Raw genomic sequence first — 23,094 nt, 5'->3', positions numbered from 1 at the left:
GGACTCGACTGAAGATCTTGTGGAAGATTGGGGCATGCCGGATATCCTCGGAGGGGCACATCGCGTACTCACGAATCAAATAAGCCACTTGGGTGCAAGAAGCAAGATCCCTCCTAACCCTGCCATGACCACACCGCTGATCAACTTCAACCTGCGCCCGGTGCGTTCCTGCAGTTTCGTACGACTTAACGTAACTACGGCAATGGCGACCATGAGACCGTCATCGAACATATAAGCGACGTTATAGAGGCCGAGGTAGCCGTAATATGTCCACAGGGGCAATTGCTGAGCGGTGAGGATCTGCGTGTAGAGGGCTGGGAAGCCCGCGGTACAGAGAAATTCGATGATATTGACGAGGGTAGCCAGGATGACGATGCCGATCAACGCGCCGACAAGATTGTCAGCTTGAAGGATGGCCCGGACGCGGGCGTAGAAACTTGGTTTGGCGGACTCCGGAATACTCAGAGAGACGCCCCGATGCAGCGCGAAGAAGTCCTTTACGTTGATTGCTCCGACGAAGAGGGCGATGCCCCCGAGCCCGATCTGGACAGCTCGAGAAAATCCTATGAGAAGAAATAGATTCAGCCAGGCCGCCATGAATGCAAAATAGACCAAGCCGCTGACGACCACGAATGTTCCCGCGATGACCGCCATTTTCAGGCGGTCACGAAGGTTCACAAGAAGAGAGAGCAGAAACAGCAGCACCCACATCGCACAGGGGTTGAAGCCATCCAGAAGGCCGATGGCGATGGTGAAGAGGGGAAGACCGAGATCGCTGACGCGAATCTCGCCGAACCAGGTCGTCTCAATACCGGGAGACTTGATGGCTACTGCCTTCCCCGACCGGAGTTGATCGAGTCTTGCTCGAATTGCTCTCCCGGTAGTCTCGCTTGAATGAAATCCTACAATCAGGTCTGAACCGATGAAGAAGGAGGGAACACCAACGGTGAGAATACCTCGCTCGGCCGCCAAATCTGCGAGGCGCTTCCGAGCCTCTTCGTTTTCCGCAAGGTTATGGATGGCGATACGGAGCGCAGGCCGTTCCTGCTGGAGGTCGGCAAGAAAGATCTTTGCCTTCTCGCAGTGGGGACAGCCGGAACGGACAAAGACTTCTATGTCGAAGGCCGGTTCGCCGGCATGAACGACGATTCCATATCCTTGCACCAGCAGCAGGAGCCAGAGACCGAGAAGCGGGAAGAACTGCCGGAGGTCTTTCGGCTGACACCACACAATGGTGCGTTAACCCACCGCGTCGAACGGCGCCACCGATCTGATGTAGGACAGGACGTCGAGCATTTGCTCATCTGTCAATTTTCCGCGAAAGCTGTGCATGGGGGTAAAGAGAACACCGTTCGAAATCGTCACCAGCAACTCCCAGTCAGTCTTGAACCGGGAACTCTGAGATTGGAAATTTGCGGGCTGAACGATCAGATATTGCGCATCCGGTCCGTTGCCATCCAGCTTCTCTCCATGGCATCGGAGACAGTTTTTAACATAGATGGCCTCACCAGCCTTCGGGTTCCCCCGAACGCCTTGAGCTGAAACCCAGGAGGTGGCGATAAAAACAAATGCGATAGCAGCAACCAGTATTGATTTCATGGGTAATTCCTTTCAGCGTACGACGAGAATGGGACACGTCACTTCGTGGACGATTGCATGGGACGTGCTTCCTAGCAGGAAACGCTCCAGCCCCTTGCGCCCGTGTGAAGCGACGACGACAAGGTCCATGTCTTTCGCCTGCTCCGCCACTGCCTTGGCTACCTCGCCTACGACGACACGGGTGCCTATACTGTATCGGCTACCAATAAGGTCAGCTCCCACTGCCTTAACGAGATCGTCGGCATACGTTTTGGCGGTGTCCATCCAGGATTCTATTCCGGTGACACTGTAGGGCTCGGCTAAACGGATCGGGACGACGACGCTGAGCACGCAGAGGTCGACGGGATTGGCGAAAGGGAAAACAGTCAGCCATTGTGTGATCCGTTTGGCGTCTTCTTTCCCTTCGACTGCGACGAGCACCCTTTGGATGGGGCTGGATTTCCCCTTGACAATCAGGGTCGGGCGGGTGGCGTGCATGAGCACACGGTGGGAGACGCTTCCGAGGAAGAGTTCTGTCATTCGGTCGCGCCCTCGTGCTCCTATCGCGACGAGGTCGGCTCCGACTTGCTCAGCCGTTTTGAGGATAATCTCTGCGGGATTGCCGACCTCATGGACTTGCTTGATGGCTTCGGAATCGAAGGGGATCAAGTTGGCGGTGCGGGTTAAGACTTCTCGTCCCGCATCGATGAGAGCTTTCCGGAAATCTTCGTAGCCTTGCAGGTTAGCCGCCTGCGCCACGATAGGGTATTCAAAGATGCCGAGGTCGACCCCGTGGACCAGGGTCAGTTCGGTCGGCCGGTACACATGAAGTACTTGCTGCACGGTGGCGAACGCCTGTTCAGACCAATCGACCCCGACGACGATTTTCATTTGTGCCTCGTTCTAAATTGCAGTAAGGGGGGAACCGACTTCTCCATCTTCCTCGCTCCCTAGCTAGAGGGGGGACTCTTCCCGCTCGGCCCATTCACGAAGCGACTCATCTGCCAGATTCAGGTATTCCAAAACATCCCGGTCTTCGACCTGCGTGAAATCGATGTAGTGGTTGCCGACTGCCCAGAAAGGCTCCGGTGTAGCCAGCACCACGGTTTCGTCGACAAGGCTTCTGACCTTGGCGATGGTTTCAGCCGGTCCGACGGGGATAGCTGCCACAAGATGCGAGGGGACATGTTGGCGAATGGCTTCCACCGATGCAAAGAAGGTAGAGCCTGTGGCGATGCCGTCGTCTACGATGATGACCAGGTGGTCCTTGAGGGGCAGCAGTTGCCGCCCTTGCCGGTAGAGCTGTTGGCGGCGGGTGATCTCCTGCCGTTGAACATCGACGATATTTTTCAGATCTTTATGAGAAAGCCGAAATTCCGCCACCGCATCAGGGTTCAAGTAGATGTTACCGAGCTCGCTCACGGCGCCAAGCGCATATTCTGGGTTCCCCGGTGCGCCGATCTTGCGGGTGATGAACACATCCAGCGGAAGATGCAGCGCAATGCTCAACTGGTAGCCTACGGCAACGCCGCCTCGCGGGAGCGCCAGAATCACGCCGCCTTGGGTCTCTTTATATTGCTGCAACTTGGCGGCAAGCTGTCGTCCCGCCTCTTCGCGATTGTGAAACACCACTGAACAGACTCCCTTCGAAAAAAGTCTGAGTTCGAGGCTGCGATTTTCTTGCTACAGGATCCCGTTTGTAACACTGCCTCCAATCAGAAGCACGGCGAGTACAACTACAAGCGCTATCAACCACCAGAGCCGTCGGTGTCGGCGAGCGGCCTCTTCGTGCCAATGAATGTCCCAAGGTACTTCAAGATAATGAGGGTGACGGAACATAGCGCCCTCCTTTCCTGACAACCGAGGTAATGGCAGAATCTGCCTTGTTCATTTCCTTTCGGGCTAACCCCTGAGTCTCTCGAATTATGCTACCTTGATCTCAACCGCCTTAGGTTTCGCCTTTTCAGATTTCGGCAAGTGCACCCTCAGGACGCCGTCCTTTTGAACAGCATCTGACCAGTTCAGATCATAAGATAAAGATCGGGAACGACTTGGTTTCTCATCAAATCGGCCCGATCGAGTCCGATCTGTGCCCGGGAGCCATTGCCGATCTAAGGATGAATCCCATTCTTATGATTAACCGCTCTAAGACCATACGCGGCACCCATTTGCTCGAGTTATTACACCTCACATGATGTGCATCGGCAATGCCAGGAACGTAAGCGATTAGGAGAACCTGCCGAGTGCCGCACAGATTCAACGGGTTGAAAGAAACCGCCGCGCCGACCCACGACCGGCTGCGGTATGCACTGTTGCCTTCCAGGGCAGGCCCATGCCGAAGAATGGGGAATGTTTCAACAGTACAGGCAGCGCCGGGCTTTTCTAGAAAAGCGGATGTGGCGCGATACCGAATTGCAAAATCGGCTGAGATTCCCCCCCGACATTACCTACGATCCGCCAACGGTCGTTTTCTTTCTTCAGATAATGCACTTCCTCATACCAACTGTCGATCGGCGTCCGTAACGTCGTCGTTTTGGATGTTCCCCACACCACACCGGTGCAGGTGATTTCTGCGGTCAGCTTGCTGCCGGATCCCACGGTGCGAATGACGGAGAACGTATGAATGCTTTCGAGTTCTTTATAATGCTCGAAGAGTTGGCTCCAGATTTTTCTGATATCGGCTTTCTTGAGGCCATGGTACAGATACTTGTCTGAATACAGGGCCATGATGCCGTCCAGGTCCTGTGCCTGCATGGCTTGCTCTGCCTGATCAAATGCCGCCAGCAACTCTTTGAGGGTTGTCGCATCAACCTCCTGAATCGCGCTGGACGACAGCTGTGTTTTGGCTTCTCCGGTCAATGCGAGCGACGCCAAGAGGCCCACTCCAAGAATGAATGCGGAACAGATCGTCATCCCACGTATAGCCATTAAAGCAGCCCCCTGTAGATTGTGAAGAGCGGGTTCGAGCATGGGTTCTGCAAGGTAGAGACCAAGAACTCTTGCGTGGTGTTCGTGCAAGTCTCCAGTGAATTGAGGGAGTCCCGCATCTCGGCCGCTTGTGAAGGAGGACAAATTCTGTGGCAGAAGTCAGCAGCAGCCGCCAGGAGCCAGTGGAAAATCGCGTCAGAGACGTCGTGAACGTGGTTATCATGGGAGCCGCTGGCCGTGATTTTCACAACTTCAATGTCGTTTTTCGTGACGATTCTCGGTATCGCGTTGTGGCTTTTACCGCAGCCCAGATCCCTAACATCACAGGGCGGACGTACCCTCCTGAGCTAGCCGGAGCCCTCTATCCGAACGGCATCCCGATTGTTTCCGAGGAGGAATTAGAGTCTGTCATTGCCGCCCAGTCGGTGAAGCAAGTCGTCTTTGCCTACAGCGACGTCTCTCACGAACATGTCATGCATCAAGCCTCGCGTGTACTCGCGTCCGGTGCCGACTTTCGCTTGCTGGGGCCGCATTCGACGATGCTTCGTTCGTGCAAGCCGGTCATCTCGATTTGTGCTGTGCGGACAGGAGCAGGGAAGAGCCCGGTCACCAGGAAGATTGCCATGTGGCTGAAGGAAGAGGGGTACCGGATTGCAGTGGTCCGCCATCCGATGCCGTATGGTGATCTGGTGCAGCAGGCAGTCCAACGGTTTGCGACTCGGGAGGACCTTACGCAGGCGCATTGTACGATCGAAGAGCGAGAGGAGTATGAGCCTCACATCGCGCTTGGAGCGGTGGTGTTCGCGGGAGTTGACTATGCACGGATCCTCCGTCTGGCTGAATCCGAGGCTGACGTGATCCTCTGGGACGGAGGCAATAACGACTTTGCGTTTTTCGAACCGGATTTGGAAATTGTCCTCGTTGATCCCCACCGAGTCGGTCACGAACAAAGGTACTTTCCCGGAGAAGTCAATCTGCTTAGGGCCCACGTCATCGTCATTACAAAGGTGGACACGGCCGAGCCTTCCACTATCGAGGCAGTTCTTCGGACGATTCGGTTCGCCAATCAGAAGGCTCACGTCGTTGAATCAACTATGCCGTTCTCGGTGGAGGACGCTTCGCTGATCAAAGATAAGCGTGTGCTGGTGATCGAGGATGGACCGACTGTGACGCACGGCGGGATGCCCTATGGTGCCGGGATGCTCGCGGCTAAGAAATTCGGGGCAGCGACGATTGTCGATCCACGGTCGGCTGCAGTCGGAAGCCTCCGAGGGACCTTTCAAACCAACCCGCATCTGGAGAGCCTCCTGCCAGCCATGGGTTACGGTGATGATCAGATCAGGGACCTGGAGAAGACCGTGAACCAAGTGGAGTGCGATCTCGTGCTTATCGCGACGCCGGTCGATTTGCGTCGGCTGATCAACATCAGGCAGGAGAGCTGCCGGGTGCGCTATGAATTCGAAGAACCCAGCGGAAAGCTTCGCACTATTGTGATGAATGCACTGGCGAGCAGGCGGTAGCCAATGCCGGCTCTTTACAGGGTTACGGGAAATTAAAGAGCGGGGTGAGCGGTGCCGGTTCACAATGCGGATGTCGCCTCGGTTTTCGATGAGCTTGCGGATCTGCTCGATATCGAAGGCGCCAATTTATTCCGTATCCGCGCCTATCGCAATGCAGCACGCACGCTTCGGGATTTGTCTGAAGAAGTTTCTGCAATGGTGGCTAAGGGCGGGGATCTTACTGAATTGCCGGGCATCGGCGATGATTTGGCGGGGAAGATCAAAGAGATTGTCAAAACCGGAACAGCAGTCGCGCTCGAAGAACATCGGAAAAAGGTTCCGGCGACATTGACCGATCTGCTCAGAATTCCGGGGATCGGTCCGAAACGGGTGAAGGCGTTATATCGCGATCTTGGCATTCGGACGGTTGAACAACTGGAGAAAGCTGCGCAGGAGGGGCGGGTAAAGCCGCTTCAGGGATTTGGAGATAAGATCGAGCGCCATATTCTTGAGCAACTGAAAGCCAGGACTAGCTCCGAAAAACGTTTCAAGTTGGCGGTTGCGACTCAATACGCAGAAGCTCTGATGGATCATCTGAGGAAATCCTCGAGGGTGAAACGCGTCGTTGCGGCGGGAAGCTATAGGCGGGCCAAAGACACGATCGGAGATCTTGATATCCTCGTCACCGCGTCTTCGGACAGCCCGGTGATGAAGCGGTTTGTGTCCTATCCGGAAGTCGAAGAGGTCCTGGCGCATGGTGCGACCAAAGCGAGCGTCCGGCTCGTCTGTCACTTGCAAGTGGATGTACGGGTCGTCCCTGAGGAGAGTTACGGGGCGGCCCTCCAGTACTTCACTGGAAGTAAGGCGCACAATGTCGCCGTTCGTCAATTGGCCCAACAGCGCGGACTGAAGATCAACGAGTATGGAGTCTTCAGGGGGGATCGGTCGGTCGCGGGGAAGACTGAGGAATCGGTGTATGGCGCGGTCGGACTGCCTTGGATTCCGCCCGAACTTCGTGAGAATCGCGGGGAAATCGAAGCGGCGCAGACCGGACACTTGCCGGAGCTTGTTGAAGTCTGCGATCTGAAAGGGGATCTGCACGTCCACACCAAAGCAACCGATGGTCGGAATACCATCCGGGAAATGGCGGATGCGGCGAGAGGTTGTGGTCTTGAGTATCTGGCGATCACCGACCATTCGAGACGCCTCACGATGGCGAAAGGTCTCGATCCCAAGCGGTTGTTTGAACAGATTGAAGAGATCGATCGGCTGAATGAGGCCTTGAACGGCATCAGGTTGTTAAAGGGGATCGAGGTGGACATTCTGGAGGACGGGAGCCTTGATCTCCCTGATGAAGACTTGAGCCGGCTCGATCTGGTGGTCGGCGCAGTCCACAGCCATTTCAGACTCTCCCGGCAGAAACAGACGGAACGGATCATGCGAGCCATGGATCGCCCGTATTTCACAATCCTGGCACACCCCAGCGGGCGATTGATCGATGAACGAGCCGCGTACGATGTGGACATGCCGCGCCTGATCCGGCATGCACGCGCACGAGGCTGCTTTCTGGAAGTGAACGCACATCCGGTCCGTCTCGATCTCACCGACAGAGATTGTCAGATGGCGAAAGAGGAGGGTGTCATAGTTTGCATCAACTCCGACGCCCATAGCTCCCTCGATTTCTGGAATCTTCGCTACGGGGTCGGGCAGGCGCGCCGAGGATGGCTTGAAAAGGGGGATGTTCTGAACAGCAGGCCTTTGGGAAGCCTGCGGCCATTGCTGAATCGGACGAGGCTGAAGACCTGAATCGCAATGACATGAATCCTTTTCGGAGAATGTGGCTCACAAGGGTAACCCAACAATTCAGCCGAGAGGAGGTGTGTGTCCATGGTCAAGGTTGCCAAGAAATCCAGGCTTCAACAGAGGGCACTCGACCGCTGTCATCGCTGCGGCGGGCTCATGGTGCCGGAGCCGGTGTTCGAAATCGGATCGGTCGACTGGCGCTGTGTGAGCTGCGGCGAGCGGGTCGATCCGGTGATTCTCGCCCATCGCCAAAAGAACCTCTCGCGGTTAGAAGCCGACAAGCTTTTCGTCGGTCACGGGAAAACCCGTCTCGTCTGAATATCGCCCCCGCTCGTTTTCGGGGGCGCCATGATTCACTTTTCATATGGTGCCGTATCTACGTTTCGCCGCGGAGACTGCAGTGGCGACCGATGGGCTTCGTCCCGGAAGGACAGAGGCTACCATCAAACGATTCTTGCTGGCAGCGTGTCCGATAAAGTTTCGGTTCACGCGTCGTGTTCCGTCTTGAGCATGAGAGAGGAAGGAGTGCCATGCCGACACCCGAAGAACTGCTCGCGAAAGCGCAGAAGCCGGGCGAGAAGTCGATGCGGCTTCACGCCTACTACAAGGGGAAGATCCAAACGGCACCCAAGTGCCCCATACGCGGACCGGAGGACTTTGCAATTTGGTATACACCGGGCGTGGCTGCTCCTTGCCAAGCCATTCAGAAAACGCCGGAACTCGTTTACGATCTGACGAACAAAGGAAACAGCATCGCCGTTGTATCGGACGGCACCCGTGTATTGGGCCTCGGCGATATCGGGCCGAAAGCGGGCATGCCGGTCATGGAAGGCAAGGCATTGCTGTTCAAATATCTCGGCGGCGTGGATGCCGTGCCGATCTGTTTGGGGACGAAAGAACCGGAAGAAATCGTCCGGACAGTGAAGCTTCTTGCGCCGTCCTTCGGGGGCATAAACCTCGAAGACATCGCCATGCCGAAGTGTTTTCGCGTCTTGCAGGAAGCCCGTCGCACTTGCGACATTCCCGTCTGGCATGACGATCAGCAGGGGACCGGAACGGTCCTTCTCGCGGCATTGGTCAACGCGCTGAAGATCGTCGACAAGCCGATCGGAAAGATTCGTATTGCCATGATCGGCATGGGTGCGGCCAACGTGCCCACGTATCGAATCTTGAAGGCCAACGGAGCGGATGCTGCCGCGATCGTGGCGTGTGACCTCGGAGGCATACTCGGGAAGCACCGTGCCGAGTATCGAGCCAATCCCGATTACATTGAACAGTGGAAGATCTGCCGGGAATCGAACGGCGACAACCGGCGAGGCGGGATTGCCGAGACGCTTCGAGGAGCGGACGTGTGCATCGCGTTTTCAGCAGGAGGGATCATCAAACCGGAATGGGTCAAGACGATGGCGAAAGATCCCGTCATCTTTGCCTGTGCCAATCCGGTCCCGGAAATCTGGCCGTGGGAGGCAAAGGAAGCAGGGGCCAGCATAGTGGCCACAGGGCGGAGCGATTTTCCGAATCAGGTGAACAATTCGCTTGTGTTTCCGGGAATTTTTCGCGGAGCATTGGATGTGCGGGCGAGAACGATCTCGGACGAGATGGCGATTGCAGCCGCCATGGAACTGGCGGCCTGCGCGGAAGAACGAGGCATCGGTGACAGCAATATCATCTGCACGATGGAGGAATGGGAGGTCGTCCCACGCATTGCGGCCGCGACTGCGCTCATGGCGCAGAAACAGGGGTTGGCTCAATTGAGCCGATCGAAGGAGCAGCTCATAGAGGAGGCGGTAAGGAGGATCGGGGAAGCGAGAGACGGGCTTCGCCTTTTCATGAACGAAGGAGTGATTCCTCCGGCACCAAAATAGATTGTTGCAAGAAAGATCATTGATTCTAGAAGAGGGGTGATTAAGTAAGAATTGAAGGAGGTGGCCAGTGCTTATGAGAGGTCAGCAGCCTTGGTTTTGACTCGCTCTTGCACAGCCAGCGTGCAGAGGAAGCGGGTCTGCTTCAGTAGCGGTTTCGGGTTCAGGGTGCGCGCTTTCAATTGTCGGTGCCACTAGGCATGGCCGTTTATGCGAGCCGGTACGAAGATTGAGGCGCGGGGCAACCAGCCTTAGGCGACTGAAGGGTTGCTAAATCTGATTCCGGCCAATCGGCAAGTCCCGTGGTCCATGCAGGGGCGAGCTTTTTTTATGCTTTCCTCTTCGTATACTACCTTTCCTCCTTTCGGACGCTTGGAGCGTTTTCATCTTTAAGGGGCGGAGCGAGTTGTGGTGGTTTCACTCTGATTCGATCGTAGGGATCGGGACGCACAACGAAGTTCTTAGCGCTCCCTCTTGTGTCTCCCAATAGGACAACTGCCCACTCCTAAGAACGCTATAGCTTCTGTCGTTTGTTCAGAATTCGGGCTGCACGGTATGTTACCCATCCCATGTAGAGCATGAGCATGACGCCGAGCAACTCAAGGATATGGACTAGATGCCATCCCTCGATCAATTCCACCTCGACGACGATCAGCAAGATCGTGGCGACGAGAAAGACAAACACATGTTGGCGCGGCATGGTGAAAACCTCTCGCAGAAATGCCCTCACCCATCCATATTTGCCATCCATGCTCGATGACCTCCTCCTGATCCCTTCGATGTGACCGATTCCTATTGATAGGTTCCGATAATACGAGCCTCATCTCGTTGGAGCTATGGGATTCATCGCACAGGGAGGAAAAAAACTGAGCGAAGGCGGGCTTAGAGAGCTTTCACAACTTGTGGAGGAGTTGGAGGGATTTTAGGCTTCCCACCCGTCAGTGGGCCCGCTCACCACCCCTGCACTTGGCCTCAATTCCCTTCGGTGTTCCTCTCACCGAGGCCTTCGCTCAATTACTAGTTAACTCTCTTACCTGCTATGTCAACCTCCTGAGCTCTGCCCAACAGCACCGTAACCATCGCGTTCCAGCCGAACAAAAATATTTTTACTTCAACTTCCCCCGGTAGTTGGCGCCCATAGTGGACGGGAGATCAAGCTCATTAAAGTTATTCCCGCAAAGGTTGCGCCGGCGTAGAACGTGAACGGTGCGCCTACCTGATCCCAGAGGAGTCCAGCCAACAGACTGGCGATCAGCATAGCAAACCCGCTTGAAAGGTAGAAGAATCCGAAGGCTGTCCCCCGCAGATCGGACGGAGCCGCCTCGGCCACCATTGCGGCGAGCAACCCTTGCGTCATACCCATATGGAGACCCCACAACATGATCCCCAGCAGCACAGTGCTCCAATGAGCTCCTCTCGCCAGCACCAGATCAGCCGCAATAAGAACCACGAGCCCAAGCATGAGGAGCCTATTGTGACTCGCCCTGTCGGCAAGTTTGCCGAAGGGATAGGCGGAAAGGGCATAGACAATGTTCATCGCAACCATGACCAATGGTACAAGGGGAATCGCCACTCCTGCTTGCTGGGCACGGAGGACCAGAAACGCCTCGCTGAATCGTGCCAAAGTGAAGGTGGCCCCGATGCCGACAACCCACCAATACGTTGCTGTTAAACGGGAAATATTTTCTCGATGGATCGGGTTTCTCGTCGTACGGCTCCGCACATGAAGTGGCTCCTGGATACAGAAATGGAGCAGCGCTACAGCGCTCAAACCCGGAATAAGCGCGACCCAGAATACCGCTCGGAAATCATTGGCCCACAGCAGCATCAGCCCGGCGGCAAGCAAAGGTCCCACAAAGGCGCCAACGGTATCGAGCGCCTGCCGCAAACCGAACGCCGCGCCGCGAAGGGACGGAGGGGTGATGTCGGCGACCAAAGCATCACGAGGCGCGCCGCGGATGCCTTTCCCGACTCTGTCCAGCAGGCGAGCGGTCAATACGAGACCGATGCCTGAGGCCACGGCAAAGAGGGGTTTGGTGACGGCGCCCAAGGTGTAGCCAAGCAAGGCCAATCCCTTCCGTTTCCCCAGATAGTCGCTTAAGGTTCCCGAAAAGAATTTGACACCGAGCGCCAGTGACTCGGCGAGACCTTCAACCATCCCGACGGCAATGGTCCCGGTTCCGAGAACCGTGACCATGAATAACGGAAGCAGGCTGTGGATCATTTCCGACGAAATATCCATGAGCAGGCTGACTGTTCCAAGTACCCAGACCCCTGACGGAATATGGTGCAAAGTGGGATGTCCTGCTGCTTGTGGCTGCATCGTTTGTGGTCTCGGCTGAAGTCGACGCGGAATCGACCTGTTCCGGCCTATTGATTGTTTCCGGCAGAGTATCAGAACCGACGATCTGATTGAACGAGACAGGATAGAGGTCAATGGCTGACGGGAAAGGGAAAATCGTCGCAGGGAACGGCTATTTCTTTGTCTCTTCCGTCATGGTCCGATCCCGCAGCTTTCTCACCAAAATTTGATACGAATCTTCACGGATGATCTTATTGAATTGGCTTCGATAATTCTTCACGAGGCTCACGCCGTCCACGATGATGTCATAGGCATGCCAGCGGCTTCCCTTCAGAAATAGACGATAGTCCATGGGAATTTCCAGTTTGCTTGACCGTAGCTCGGTTCGCACTTCGGCATAAGTTCCCTCAACGCGCTCGGAGAGATACAAAACTTGTTCTCCGGCGTATCCTTCTATCTTCTCGGCGTAGCGGTCCGAGAGAAAACTCTTGAAGAGTTCGACGAACTCTTTGCGCTCGGTCTCGCTCAGGGTTCTCCAATGGGCGGCTAACGCCCGTTTTGACATCTCCGCGTAATCGAAACGGCTTGCGATGACCTCTTCAAGCATTCGTCGACGCTGGATCAGCTTGGCCGGATCCTTAAGTTCCGGGTCTTCGAGAATGCGGATCACTTCGTCGATCGTGGCACGGACCACCTCGGTGGGAGTTTCCTGGCCTGCGAAGGCGGTCGAGACTTGCAGTACGATGGCGGCAAACAATCCTGCGAGATAGAGTGTTGTGAATGGAGTGTTGCACATTAGAGCCGTGATACCGTACCTCCCTCTTTCTCTTTCTGGGCCGGCGAAGTTTTTACAGATTTGCGATCATCTGGTCCAGCTGCTTGATCCATTCTCCTGGCAGCGTCATTTCAATCTGCAGTTAACGCGTCAGTCTCTGCTCGAGAGATCCTACGCTCATCCGTTCTTTTCGAAAAAGAGTCTCACTTTGCCTTAAGCCAGGACAAGACAACAAGGGGCACTAGGTACGGGTAAAGAGCAGATCTTTTGATCTCCACCTTATGCAGACTCCGATAGGATGTCAGGGTAATCCATTTGCCGTGTGCTGGAATAGTCCCCGTATCATCGCGAATCATTCCACACATGCAACACGTAGGCAGGAGAGGTGCAAGGCTCGGGAAGGTTTTGCGCGCGAGGATTGCCTCGAAGGAAATAAACAGTCCTTTCGCCTGAACTGACAGCAAGGGAGATAATTAATCACAACCCGGTCTTTTATGATGACAAGTCGGAGCAACGGGTATGCCATGCAGGGAGTCGATTTGAAATGTGAATGAAAGAAACGGCTTTGCTAAAAGGCGCACGGAAGGCGGATAAGTGTTTCAGATACGGGTGATGACATATTCACCACGTACTTGCGCAATGCTGTCGCAAGAAGCGACACAAGCTGATTGTCAGAGCTTGCGAGCGACAACTTCATGACCTGATGAGACAGAACCAATCAGGCATAGGAGAGGATCCGGACAGAAGAAAAGCAGCTGACTATTGGTGACGGTGCTGGGGGTGCCGGCAATCTCCCTTGCTGATGCCATGACATTATTCAACTTTCTGTTTGAGAAAGGATCAGCACGACCCTCTCATCCTGTTGAGAGAGGCCGGGCAGTCTGAATCCCTTCACACGAACCGGCTGAGAAGGTGATCCGACAAGACGGTGCAGATGCTCGATGCTTGAGTGACTAGCGCTCATACGGAATGAATTCTTGCTCACGATTTCACGAGCAAGGTCTTTGAGGCAATTGGGAAGCACCTGCGCCGACCTGGAATCGGGATACTCTGAGAGTAGCAACCTTATGAGTTCGATAGCTCTATTGTCGATGAAAAGCAGACGGCAGTCCTTTGAGGACACCACAATGGTGCCGGTGGCGCCGAGCTTTGTTGCGGGGCAGATGTGATCGGAATCCGAATCGGTAGATGACATTCAGGTAATTTCTTGGGAAACCAATACAATAAATCGCTTGCCTTCCCAAGAGACTAGGGTGGGTCGAGGTGCAGCGATTGCTGTGATGAGCATCATCTTTACGTCATCGAGCTTTTCGAGGGGAACTGGGACGATTACTAGTCGGGGAGGAAGATATTACTGGCCTCTGCCCGACGGCATCTCGTCTATTGTCAGGTAGGGGGGAAAGGCATAGACTCGTACCGCAATTCGCCCCTAAGTACAAGGCGGTCGTGAGTAGGAACTTGTCGATGTCACGACCGTCCTAGTCGAGATTGGAGGGTAGTTTGTGGCTGCGAGACGAAGGCCTCGCCAGAAGACCAGACCTGACAAGACTGGCGCCAGATATAGGAACGCTAAACCGCGACTGCTAAAGGCGTTCCCTAGCCTCAGAGGACACAAACGGGTTGAGTGTGATCTGGAGGTTCAACGTGCCAGGCTTAAGAAGATCATCGATTCATCGTTGGACGCGATCATAACGGTCGATGAAACACAACGCGTCGTCGAATTCAATAAGGCAGCCGAGTCGATGTTTCTTTGCTCTGCGGTAGAGGTCAAGGGGCAGCCGCTGGATCGATTCGTTCCAAAGCGGTTTCGCGCGACGAATCGCGGTCTTATCAAGGCTTTTGCGCAAGCAAAGAAGGGCTCTGAAAAGCCCGGTCGGCTCAACCTGATGGTAGGGCTTCGGACCGGTGGAGAGGAATTCCCGTTCGAAAGTTCAATCTCACAGGTCAGTGTCGGGAAGAGGAAGCTCATAACCATCGTCCTTCGTGATGTCACCGAGCGTCAGTTGGCGGAACGCGCGTTGCGCGAAGAGGAGGAGCGGTTCGGAACGTTCCTCGATCACGCGCCGAATCTCGCGTTTCTCAAGGGAACAGACGGTCGATATCTCTACGTGAATCGCCGGTTCGAGGAAGTGTTCCAGTTCGGGCGAGGGACCGTGCTTGGGAGGAAAGATGTCGACGTTTTCCCGCGGGAACAGGCCGATCAGTTTCAGAGGAATGATCGCCGTGTCCTGGAGTCCGGACAAGCTGAGGAGTTCGAGGAAACTGCCTGGTACGGCGACGGCCTCCATACAAGCATCGTCGTAAAGTTTCCGTTGCGAGATACAGCGGGCAGGATTTACGCAATCGGCGGCATCGTCACAGACATCACCGATCGGAAACGGGCAGAAGAGGCCTTACGAGAGAACGATCTACGCATGAGAGCGTTCTTGGAAAACAGTGCGACCATCGCATGGATAAAGGATGCCGAAGGCAGACATGTTTACCTTAGCCAGAACTATGAGCGAAGGTTCAACGTTCGACTCGAAGATTGGCTGGGCAAGACCGACTTTGAGGTGTGGCCGCAAGATATCGCCGAAAGGTTTCGAGAGCATGATGCGATCGTCCTGAAGGAAAACCGCCGCCTGGAAGTGGTGGAGCAGGCCAGGGATGCGGACGGAAACGTGTCTTGGTGGCTGAACAGCAAGTTCCTCTTCCAGGATTCGTGCGGGCGGAAATACATCGGAGGGCTCGGGGTAGACATCACGGATCGCAAACAAGCCGAGGAAGAGTTACAACTGAGCCAGGAGATGCTTCGGCGGCACCGGTCCCAACTGCAAGACTTGGCTAACAAGTTGTTCGCCGCTCAGGAGACAGAGCGGCAACGCATTGCACGAGAGCTTCACGACGATTTCAGCCAGCGTCTCGCCGCGCTGGTGCTTGACATTGCATCGTTGGAGCAGCATGCCTCCGTTCTACCCGAGCGCATTTCAAAACCGCTGGAACCGATTCGTGAACAGCTCGAGCAGCTCGCAGACGACGTGCATAACATGGCATATCAACTTCATCCTTCCGTGCTCGTCCACGCAGGTCTGCACCCGGCGATCAATGATCACGTCCATAAGGTTGCTGCCAGAACCGGTCTTCGTATCTTGTGCAAAGCCAAGGATGTTCCTTCGTCGCTGTCCATCGAGCAATCGACCTGTCTCTTCCGTATCGTGCAGGAGTGCCTGCAGAATATTCACAAGCACGCGAATGCCCATGAGGTCATGATCAGGTTGAGTGGATCTTCGAAAGGGATCGGTGTGTCTGTGACCGACAACGGGAAGGGATTCGACGTAGGCGGCAAGAACAGCCAGAATAAGGGGTTGGGTTTGATCAGCATGCACGAGCGGATGCGGCTTATGGGCGGTTTCCTTCGTGTTCATTCTCGTCCAGCAGACGGGACGAAGGTTTGTGCCTGGATCCCGTTGAAGGAGGGCAAAGCGTGACACGGCCGCGTATCTTGATGGCGGATGACCATTCGATTGTGTTGGCCGGGCTGAAAAAGCTCGTAGAGACGGAAGGCGAAGTTGTTGGCACAGTTGAAGATGGCCGTACATTGGTAGAGGAAGCGAAAAAACTGCGACCGGACATTATTCTTCTGGACATTTCCATGCCTCTCTTAAATGGATTGGATGCGGCGCGCCAGCTGACAAAGGTGGTTCCGGAGTGCAAGCTCGTGTTTCTGACTATGCATTCCACGCCGGCCTATGCCATGGAAGCCTTCAAGGCAGGCGCTTCCGGCTATTTAATCAAGCGGTCCGCCACGTCGGAACTGAAGCACGCTCTTCGGGCTGTCATGAGCGGCCAGCATTACATGACCCCCCTCATCACTAAGGATGTGTTGGCCGCAACACTCCAGCCGATTGAGGAGACGAAACAACAACGGCCGCCTGCCACCCTGACACCGCGACAGCGGGAAGTGCTCCAGCTTGTGGCGGAGGGTAAAGGGACCAAAGAGATCGCCCGCATATTAAACATCTCCGTTAAAACGGTGGAATTTCACAAATTCCGCATTATGGACGAACTCGATCTGCATTCCACTGCGGAACTGACCAGATACGCGATTGCCGAAGGATTGGTGAGCTTGTAATTGCGCAGGAACCAATACCACTCTTGGCGGCAGGAGGTTGTGGATGGCTTAAGGTCTGCTTCCTGCCGCTGTCAATGCGGTTTTTCCACACCAGCTTCTCGCCGCACTAGTAATTTTTATTTGCCGTGCTAGCACCTCTTCTAGTTCCCGTCTGAATCGATTTCCTCTACCGTATACCCGGTATCGGGAAGGTAAAGTTCCCGCGAGCGAGGACGCAAGTCACTGTTGGGGAACTTATTTCGCGGAGCGCTTGATTCTCTTCCCTTCATACCGTGAGGAAGCTCGTATGAATCCTTTTAAAGAATTGTTGCTCGAACGTATTAACCATAAAGCCAACTGAGGGGGTGTGCCATGGCTGTCTCTGCAACCATTTCCCGTGTTCAGGAAGCGCTGGAGAAGCTGGGTACTGATTGTCCCCTGGAAGAGGTGACTGGGCTCTGTCCTGATCTCACGTGGAATCAGGTATTTGTTGCCATTGATTATTTGAGTCGGACGGGTCTTGTCAGCGTGACGCTGGATCCAGGGCGAACCTATAAGGTCAGGGCTTGCAAGCAAAAAAGGCGGGGGGAACCGTCTGTATCCCCCTTTGTCTGAGAAGCAGATTGTTCGAATAAATTCTGATGGGCCGTCCTAGTAAGTTCCCTAGGCCACCCTCGGATGACAACTATGTTACGGTGCGCTTGCTGGGGCACCGCGTTCCATGGGGTAAGAAACCTGAATGCAAAGGAAAGAGCGTCCGATCGTACAACACTCGGAGGTTTCGATGGAAACTCAAGCGATTCAGGAACCGAAAAAAGTTGCCTCGTCCCCGGCAAGGACTTGTACGCACCAGCGGCTAATTGATGATGTCCTGACCAGAGGAGGAAGGCGGACAGGAAAAGTCCGCTGCGTGGAATGCGGCGCCGTTTTTGAGGATCCTTATCTTGGTTTCAAGTGACAGTGGCGAATGCCAACAACACGCCGCTCTTACCTCCCTCCCGGGAATTTCACCCAGTGAATGCGATGAGAACAGGCAGAAGAAGGTAGAAAGACGTTCTCACTGCTGCTTCAGGCGAAGCATCTTATTTTCAACCTTTGTATCCTGGATCAACTTGCTGAAGCTGTCGGTCAGGACCTCGTTGAGCACGGCTTCCATATCTTCATTGTCGAACCAAAAGACGTCTTCCTCTCCACTGCCGTTCAAGGTCATGCGGACGATGCTGCCGTCGGCTGTGTTCGTGGCGCGCATGGCGAACTTCGTTTTGGCAGTCAATTCCGTGGAGCCGAACCGGCTCTTGGCGTGCACAAACAGTTCTTGAATTTTCCCGGTTAAGGTGACGTCCGATTCTTCATTGCTCCCGAACTTAGTAATGTGCCAGCCTTTTGAGGTCAGGTATTCCGTCAGGGCTTGAGAGACGACGTCACCGGGATCGCCTCCTTTAATATCGAAGTAGCTGACTCCTCCCCAAAGGTGAGTTCTGGTACCGAGACCGGTCCTGAACTCGCGCCCGTCTTCAAACGGACCGATGGAAACCCGTATGTCTTGGGCAGGTTGGGCCGCCTTTTCGAGGATAGGGCGTACTTGTAAAGGAATGACTTCACCTGTGCCTGCACAACCCGTCAGCACCAAGAAACCGAACGCGAAAAGCAAGTTCGCTCCTCTTCTCTTCACGTGGTCCTCCATCGATTCAAGGGCCTGTCATCTACATGCTCGTCGCTACAACGGGCGGACATCAGGGTTTCCTGAAATGAGCTCGTCTGTTCGATTGCCAACACTCTTCGCTGTGTTCCGTGCAGAACGGGCGTTCCTTCCCATAGCTCGTCACTTGAATCCGTGACGAATCGACTCCGAGGTCCTCCAGATACCTCTTGACCGACTGGGCCCGGCGTTCTCCCAAGACGATATTGTAAGCGCCGGTGCCCCGTTCGTCGCAATGGCCTTCGATCACCAACTTCGTTTCCGGAGTCGATCGCAAGATGCCGGCGTTGGCTTCGAGTACAGACTGGGCATCGTCGCGAATGGCGGCTTGATCGAAGTCGAAATAGATATCGGAGAGCTCGGCCACCGGTTCAGCAGGAGGAAGCGCTGGTTTCGGCTCCGGCGTGGGAGCGACCGTTGGGGCCTCGGCGCGCAGGTCTTCCACAGGGGGTTCGGCCGGAGGAGTTTCAACGCGGGGCTCTTCAGCCGGTGCCGGAGGAGGCTCTGCGACGGGTGCGTCAGGAGGTGCAACGGCGGCAGATTCCGCAGCCGGCGGTTCAGGGGCTGGAGCAGGAGCTGGCTCGGGAGTTGGAGGAGGGGCCGGTTCAGGGGCCGGCTCGGGGGCCGCGGCAGGCGCCGGTTCAGGCGCCGGGGTAGCCTTGGCTTCCTCTACAGCAGGAGGGGGGGGAGGACCTGGTTGGAACTCCTGGTCCCCGACACCCGTCGCTATTTTTTTGCCGGAGCAGGCGGATAGAACGGTCAATGTTAGGAGACAGAGCAGAAGCGGTTTACTGTGACGCCGAATCTGGGTCGACATCGTTCCTCCTTGCGTTATCGAAGGTGTATAGCCTTGGTAGTTAACCCGTCAGGGGATTTCACGTATGTAACAACAGCCGACTCGCCGACCTTGATATCGCCTAAGCCGGCAGGCTGTTTGCCCCTGGTAATGTCTGTATCCGTTGGCACGCGAGCTCCTACGATCATTTCCTCCTTGTTGGGCAACATAACTCGAAGCACGATAATCTGGGGTTCGACTGTGACATTTGTTGCAATGACGGTCCCCCGAACCGTTCTCTGGACGGTTTCTGCAAGAATGTCGGTGAATGGAATCAGCGTGCTCAAGAAGCCGATGGCAACAAAAAGCCAGAGGTAACGAGCGTGGGTTTTCATCGAAAGTCCCCCTCCTTTGCTGTGCCCAAGCGTCTTGTGCATAACATAACCGGTCCGAAAAATTAAGCAATTTTTTATTATATGGAGACGCAGGATAAGTTGGCTTATCTGGATTGCCTTCGGTCTTGGGGGTGTGGAGGCAAGAGAGAAGGACGAGGGACCGGTGTGGGTTCGGTCCGTTATTCAATAAGGAGATTCGCCACAGTGCTGCCTTTCCACTGTAGCGAAAGGTCGCACTGGTCGGGAGGCCACACTGTCATGCCCGTCCATCTTTCCGTGGATCATTGTCTGTTTTTTGATCCATCTTGCGGACTTGAAGTAATGAAATGGCCGAATTCCCCCCTGAGTGAAATGGGGCAACACTGTTCGGCATCCCGATTGCTCATGAAGACTGTTCGTACGGGATGAAAAATGGAAACGTCGATTTTGGGTGGCTGTGCGATCGGGGACAGGAAGGCAACCTTCAATGGGGAGTAGTCGATGCCGAAGAGGCAGAAGGAGCGAGGATGACTATATCGCGTCATGTTGAGGAAGCCGCAGAAAGACTGAAAGCGGCCGCGAGGCAAATCGCACAAGCACGCGAAGGTCCTGTCACGTGTGAAAATCAGCAAGTGTGGCTCGAAGGGCTTACCGCATACTGTCAAGCCCTGGCGGATATCCACACGTATAACAATGAGTCGATCCACGAGAAGCTGCACGAGCTGGCGGGTCTGATCGGTTTGAAGAAGTTTCGATCCTCAAGCTAACCGGTTGCCGCCGAGCGGAGGATGGGGGAAATTTTCTCTGTGGAATGACGGATGGTGCGATCAACAAAATCAATGCGTCTCGCGGTGGTGGGAGTAGGCAGGCTCGGGAGAATCTGTGCGGAGACTGTCAATCTCAGCCATGACCAGACGATAGCGGCTCTTGTGCGGCGACCGGCAAGCGGCAAAGAAGGACTGCCGGATGAGATCCGGCACATTCCGGTTCTGACTCATGTTGGGCAAGCGAGAGATATTGACGCAGCTCTGATTTGCGTCCCGACGAAGGTTGCGGCAGAGACGGTTTCGCAGCTGCTCCACCATGGAATCCCGACAGTGGAATGTGCCACGCTCCATGGGGAAGCGTTTCGTGCCCACAAGGATACGATTCATAAGTTGGCTCTTCGCCATAAAGCTCCTGCCATTGTCGGGGCCGGGTGGGATCCCGGGGCACTGTCCATGTTTCGATCATGGCTTGCGTTGCTCATGCCAAAGGGGACGACAGAGACCACGCATCGCCCGGGTGTCAACCTGCGCCATACGGCTATCGCCAAGACTGTTGCGGGGGTAAAGGATGCCTTGTGCGCTGAGGTTCGCTCAAATGACGGGATGCTGCATCGCTACGTCTATGTTGAATTAGAACGAGGGGCGAACCCCGATGGGGTGGGTCAGGCCATTCGTGCCGACCCTTTGTTTTTGGGAGAGGATACACAGGTGTTTCCCGTTGAGAGTCTCGCTTCACTGACGCAGGAAGGGAGGGGCGTGGTTCTCGACCGGAAGGGAGATCCTGGACCACTCGGACACGCACACTTTGTGGTCGAGGGGCGCTTCGATGAATCGGTGATGACCGCTCAGGTGATGGTGGCGGCTGCTCGTGCACTGCCTCATCTCGAACCGGGCGCATATTCCCTTGCAGACATACCTCTCGGAGGTTTGTGGGGAGAACGGGCCGCAAAGGCTGAGTTGGACTGGCTTTAATAGAGAGCGGAGGCTGACGCTCAATTTTCTAAAGTGGGGGAATGATGACCGACCTGCACCTCGTCGAGAAAGAGAAACGTGAGCAATCGTTTGTCTGGGAAGCCTTCCCATCATGGGCGCAGTTCAGCTGGCTGTTTCTCCTGAGTGCCGTTTCCGCGACTCGTGCCGCGCTGTTCTTTCGATTTGGCGTCAGCGGCTGGGAGATGTGGCTGGTAGGAGCCATTGTGCTCATTGTCTGCGCGGCGATCGTGCGACGCTGGGCTCACTACGAATTGACGAGGGAGCGACTGACGCTTCGGAACGGCTATACAGGCCGGGAAATTCAATCCATGGCTCTGAGCGACGCCAGAGAAGTCAAGGTTCGGCAAGGGCTTGTCGCCGATTTTTTCGGAATCGGCACGCTGGTCGTGTATTCGCGATCGACCGACCAGATCCTTTCGTTGCGAGGTGTCTACGATCCCGAAGAAGTGAAGGTTCGCATCGAGGCACTAGCCTGGAGAAGTAATCACATGGCAACGAGCTCACGCCATTCGCCAGCCTGACGGTGAGGGACTACGGCAAACGACCCGTGCCGGATTCGAACGGCTCGGGCTGCTTAAGGTCTCAAGTTAGGGTCTGATCGATTGAACCTGGCCAGAGAAGAATGCGGCCACGGACAAGAAGAAGAGGTGAAAGTGAAGATCGCCTTGACCGGCGACGTTATGCTCGGACGCTTGGTGGATCAATACGTAATCGAGAACAGATCCGTGCGCCCGGAAGCCCTGTGGGGAAATGTGTTGCCGATCATGTCGGCTGCGGACTTCCGTTTCATCAATCTCGAATGCGTCATCAGTGCGCAGGGGGAGCCATGGCATCCGGCCACGAAGGCCTTCCACTTCCGTGCCGGTCTTCGCGCAGTCGAATTTCTTCAGGCTGCCAGGATCGACGGGGTCACGCTGGCGAATAACCATGTATTGGATTATGGCTCCGAGGCATTGCAGGAGTGCCTGAAGCTGCTCGACCGGGCCGGCATCAAACACACCGGCGCCGGCGCCACTGTGGAGGAGGCACTCCTCCCGGCCCTGTTCGGAGATTCGAATCTACGGGTTGCGGTCGTCGCCCTGACGGACAACGAGCCGGAATGGGAGGCGAGCGGGACGAAACCCGGCGTGAACTTCGTCGCATATAACGGGCGTGGATTGTTGCAGCCGTATCGGTCGCGCGTCACACGGATGTTCTCCCTCGCGCGGCATCACGCGGACCTCGTGATCGTGAGTGCGCATGTGGGGCCCAATTGGGGTGTTCCGTCACGGGCGATGCAAACGTTGGCCCATGAGCTCATCGATATGGGCGCGGACCTCTATTGGGGCCATTCGAACCACACTCCTCAAGGCATTGAAGTTTACAAAGGGAAGGCCATCTGCTATTCGACAGGCGACTTCATCGACGACTATATGGTCGACAAAGGCGAGCGGAACGATCTCTCGTTTCTCTTCGTATTGGAGAGCGAAGCTAACCGCTTCACCCGGATCAGGCTGTATCCGACGCGGATTGAAGATCTCGGCGTTCGGAAGGCGAATATGCAAGAATGGCATTTCCTCAACCGGACCATGCGCGCCAAATGCAAAGCTTTCGGTACGATGATGGATGCGGAGGGACAGGTAGGGATCGTCAACGTGAACTGACCGGCC

General features: G+C 55.4%; 22 protein-coding genes. 11 read left to right on the top strand and 11 right to left on the bottom strand.

The annotated features are described in order from the left end of the window. Positions 1-75 precede the first annotated feature (75 nt). From ACWVCN_RS12520 to ACWVCN_RS12500, 5 genes are all read right to left on the bottom strand, one after another. The gene (locus ACWVCN_RS12520; protein WP_455246140.1) at positions 76-1,230 is read right to left on the bottom strand and encodes a glutaredoxin family protein; all 1,155 of its coding nucleotides are present in this window, start codon (positions 1,228-1,230) and stop codon (positions 76-78) included. A 9-nt stretch (positions 1,231-1,239) separates the two neighbouring features. After that, positions 1,240-1,599: a c-type cytochrome gene (locus tag ACWVCN_RS12515; protein ID WP_455246138.1), complete on the bottom strand. Its 360-nt coding sequence runs from the start codon at positions 1,597-1,599 to the stop codon at positions 1,240-1,242. Between the two features lie 12 nt (positions 1,600-1,611). After that, the gene (locus ACWVCN_RS12510) at positions 1,612-2,469 is read right to left on the bottom strand and encodes a universal stress protein (RefSeq protein ID WP_455246136.1); all 858 of its coding nucleotides are present in this window, start codon (positions 2,467-2,469) and stop codon (positions 1,612-1,614) included. 63 nt (positions 2,470-2,532) lie between these two features. Then, complete coding sequence (locus ACWVCN_RS12505) at positions 2,533-3,210, bottom strand: phosphoribosyltransferase (protein WP_455246135.1); 678 nt, start codon at positions 3,208-3,210, stop codon at positions 2,533-2,535. Between the two features lie 750 nt (positions 3,211-3,960). Then, positions 3,961-4,548, bottom strand: coding sequence for a YybH family protein (locus ACWVCN_RS12500; protein ID WP_455246133.1), 588 nt, complete (start codon positions 4,546-4,548; stop codon positions 3,961-3,963). A 107-nt stretch (positions 4,549-4,655) separates the two neighbouring features. On the opposite strand from ACWVCN_RS12500, the gene ACWVCN_RS12495 reads away from it, so the two are divergent. The 4 genes from ACWVCN_RS12495 (at position 4,656) to ACWVCN_RS12480 (ending at position 9,673) form a co-directional block, all read left to right on the top strand. Next, on the top strand, positions 4,656-6,026 hold the full coding sequence (locus tag ACWVCN_RS12495; protein ID WP_455246132.1) for a cyclic 2,3-diphosphoglycerate synthase: 1,371 nt from the start codon (positions 4,656-4,658) through the stop codon (positions 6,024-6,026). 51 nt (positions 6,027-6,077) lie between these two features. Continuing rightward, complete coding sequence (gene polX, locus ACWVCN_RS12490; RefSeq protein WP_455246131.1) at positions 6,078-7,811, top strand: DNA polymerase/3'-5' exonuclease PolX; 1,734 nt, start codon at positions 6,078-6,080, stop codon at positions 7,809-7,811. Between the two features lie 75 nt (positions 7,812-7,886). Then, a complete protein-coding gene (locus ACWVCN_RS12485) occupies positions 7,887-8,126 on the top strand; it encodes a hypothetical protein (protein WP_455246130.1) in 240 nt (79 codons plus the stop codon). A 212-nt stretch (positions 8,127-8,338) separates the two neighbouring features. Continuing rightward, complete coding sequence (locus ACWVCN_RS12480) at positions 8,339-9,673, top strand: NAD(P)-dependent malic enzyme (RefSeq protein WP_455246129.1); 1,335 nt, start codon at positions 8,339-8,341, stop codon at positions 9,671-9,673. Positions 9,674-10,184: 511 nt separating this feature from the next. On the opposite strand, the gene ACWVCN_RS12475 is transcribed toward ACWVCN_RS12480, so the two are convergent. From ACWVCN_RS12475 to ACWVCN_RS12465, 3 genes are all read right to left on the bottom strand, one after another. Continuing rightward, the gene (locus tag ACWVCN_RS12475) at positions 10,185-10,421 is read right to left on the bottom strand and encodes a hypothetical protein (RefSeq protein ID WP_455246128.1); all 237 of its coding nucleotides are present in this window, start codon (positions 10,419-10,421) and stop codon (positions 10,185-10,187) included. A 360-nt stretch (positions 10,422-10,781) separates the two neighbouring features. Then, positions 10,782-11,993, bottom strand: a complete 1,212-nt coding sequence (locus tag ACWVCN_RS12470) for an MFS transporter (RefSeq protein ID WP_455246127.1) — start codon at positions 11,991-11,993, stop codon at positions 10,782-10,784. Between the two features lie 151 nt (positions 11,994-12,144). Then, entirely contained in the window at positions 12,145-12,768 is a 624-nt protein-coding gene (locus ACWVCN_RS12465) for an MlaC/ttg2D family ABC transporter substrate-binding protein (RefSeq protein ID WP_455246126.1), read from the bottom strand. A gap of 1,481 nt (positions 12,769-14,249) precedes the next feature. Here ACWVCN_RS12465 and ACWVCN_RS12460 point away from each other — a divergent pair. The 3 genes from ACWVCN_RS12460 (at position 14,250) to ACWVCN_RS12450 (ending at position 17,452) form a co-directional block, all read left to right on the top strand. After that, positions 14,250-16,214: a PAS domain-containing sensor histidine kinase gene (locus ACWVCN_RS12460; protein WP_455246125.1), complete on the top strand. Its 1,965-nt coding sequence runs from the start codon at positions 14,250-14,252 to the stop codon at positions 16,212-16,214. Beyond that, a complete protein-coding gene (locus tag ACWVCN_RS12455) occupies positions 16,211-16,858 on the top strand; it encodes a response regulator (RefSeq protein ID WP_455246123.1) in 648 nt (215 codons plus the stop codon). The genes ACWVCN_RS12460 and ACWVCN_RS12455 overlap by 4 nt, the downstream gene beginning before the upstream one ends. A 351-nt stretch (positions 16,859-17,209) precedes the next feature. Continuing rightward, entirely contained in the window at positions 17,210-17,452 is a 243-nt protein-coding gene (locus ACWVCN_RS12450; protein ID WP_455246122.1) for a hypothetical protein, read from the top strand. 442 nt (positions 17,453-17,894) lie between these two features. Here the strand turns inward: ACWVCN_RS12450 and ACWVCN_RS12445 are convergent, their stop codons facing one another. The 3 genes from ACWVCN_RS12445 to ACWVCN_RS12435 all read right to left on the bottom strand — a co-directional run bounded on the left by ACWVCN_RS12445 (position 17,895) and on the right by ACWVCN_RS12435 (position 19,706). Further along, positions 17,895-18,509, bottom strand: a complete 615-nt coding sequence (locus ACWVCN_RS12445; protein ID WP_455246120.1) for a YajG family lipoprotein — start codon at positions 18,507-18,509, stop codon at positions 17,895-17,897. A gap of 61 nt (positions 18,510-18,570) precedes the next feature. Beyond that, a complete protein-coding gene (gene pal, locus ACWVCN_RS12440; RefSeq protein ID WP_455246119.1) occupies positions 18,571-19,353 on the bottom strand; it encodes a peptidoglycan-associated lipoprotein Pal in 783 nt (260 codons plus the stop codon). Positions 19,354-19,367: 14 nt separating this feature from the next. Beyond that, positions 19,368-19,706, bottom strand: a complete 339-nt coding sequence (locus ACWVCN_RS12435; protein WP_455246118.1) for a hypothetical protein — start codon at positions 19,704-19,706, stop codon at positions 19,368-19,370. Between the two features lie 506 nt (positions 19,707-20,212). Between ACWVCN_RS12435 and ACWVCN_RS12430 the strand changes: the two genes are divergently transcribed. The 4 genes from ACWVCN_RS12430 to ACWVCN_RS12415 all read left to right on the top strand — a co-directional run bounded on the left by ACWVCN_RS12430 (position 20,213) and on the right by ACWVCN_RS12415 (position 23,088). Then, on the top strand, positions 20,213-20,452 hold the full coding sequence (locus tag ACWVCN_RS12430) for a hypothetical protein (protein ID WP_455246116.1): 240 nt from the start codon (positions 20,213-20,215) through the stop codon (positions 20,450-20,452). A gap of 51 nt (positions 20,453-20,503) precedes the next feature. Beyond that, positions 20,504-21,424 carry a hypothetical protein gene (locus ACWVCN_RS12425; RefSeq protein WP_455246114.1) on the top strand — a complete coding sequence of 307 codons (921 nt, stop codon included), beginning with the start codon at positions 20,504-20,506 and terminating at the stop codon, positions 21,422-21,424. 41 nt (positions 21,425-21,465) lie between these two features. Next, positions 21,466-21,966 (top strand): PH domain-containing protein, encoded by a 501-nt coding sequence (locus ACWVCN_RS12420; protein WP_455246113.1) that lies wholly within the window; start codon positions 21,466-21,468, stop codon positions 21,964-21,966. Between the two features lie 126 nt (positions 21,967-22,092). Continuing rightward, complete coding sequence (locus ACWVCN_RS12415; RefSeq protein ID WP_455246111.1) at positions 22,093-23,088, top strand: CapA family protein; 996 nt, start codon at positions 22,093-22,095, stop codon at positions 23,086-23,088. The last annotated feature ends 6 nt before the right edge of the window (positions 23,089-23,094 follow it).

This window comes from Petrachloros mirabilis (assembly GCF_975968855.1).
The sequence above is the reverse complement of the archived record's forward strand: the minus strand, read 5'-3'. Positions and strand labels throughout refer to the sequence as shown.

What these genes read in the sequence shown, in the direction of transcription:
- ACWVCN_RS12500 (WP_455246133.1), bottom strand. Translation starts at nt 4,548, where the DNA reads ATGCTCGAACCCGCTCTTCACAATCTACAGGGGGCTGCTTTAATGGCT.
- ACWVCN_RS12465 (WP_455246126.1), bottom strand. Translation starts at nt 12,768, where the DNA reads ATGTGCAACACTCCATTCACAACACTCTATCTCGCAGGATTGTTTGCC.
- ACWVCN_RS12450 (WP_455246122.1), top strand. Translation starts at nt 17,210, where the DNA reads ATGGCTGTCTCTGCAACCATTTCCCGTGTTCAGGAAGCGCTGGAGAAG.
- ACWVCN_RS12420 (WP_455246113.1), top strand. Translation starts at nt 21,466, where the DNA reads ATGATGACCGACCTGCACCTCGTCGAGAAAGAGAAACGTGAGCAATCG.
- ACWVCN_RS12515 (WP_455246138.1), bottom strand. Translation starts at nt 1,599, where the DNA reads ATGAAATCAATACTGGTTGCTGCTATCGCATTTGTTTTTATCGCCACC.
- ACWVCN_RS12425 (WP_455246114.1), top strand. Translation starts at nt 20,504, where the DNA reads ATGGTGCGATCAACAAAATCAATGCGTCTCGCGGTGGTGGGAGTAGGC.
- ACWVCN_RS12510 (WP_455246136.1), bottom strand. Translation starts at nt 2,469, where the DNA reads ATGAAAATCGTCGTCGGGGTCGATTGGTCTGAACAGGCGTTCGCCACC.
- ACWVCN_RS12470 (WP_455246127.1), bottom strand. Translation starts at nt 11,993, where the DNA reads ATGCAGCCACAAGCAGCAGGACATCCCACTTTGCACCATATTCCGTCA.
- pal (WP_455246119.1), bottom strand. Translation starts at nt 19,353, where the DNA reads ATGTCGACCCAGATTCGGCGTCACAGTAAACCGCTTCTGCTCTGTCTC.
- ACWVCN_RS12480 (WP_455246129.1), top strand. Translation starts at nt 8,339, where the DNA reads ATGCCGACACCCGAAGAACTGCTCGCGAAAGCGCAGAAGCCGGGCGAG.
- ACWVCN_RS12435 (WP_455246118.1), bottom strand. Translation starts at nt 19,706, where the DNA reads ATGAAAACCCACGCTCGTTACCTCTGGCTTTTTGTTGCCATCGGCTTC.
- ACWVCN_RS12475 (WP_455246128.1), bottom strand. Translation starts at nt 10,421, where the DNA reads ATGGATGGCAAATATGGATGGGTGAGGGCATTTCTGCGAGAGGTTTTC.
- ACWVCN_RS12430 (WP_455246116.1), top strand. Translation starts at nt 20,213, where the DNA reads ATGACTATATCGCGTCATGTTGAGGAAGCCGCAGAAAGACTGAAAGCG.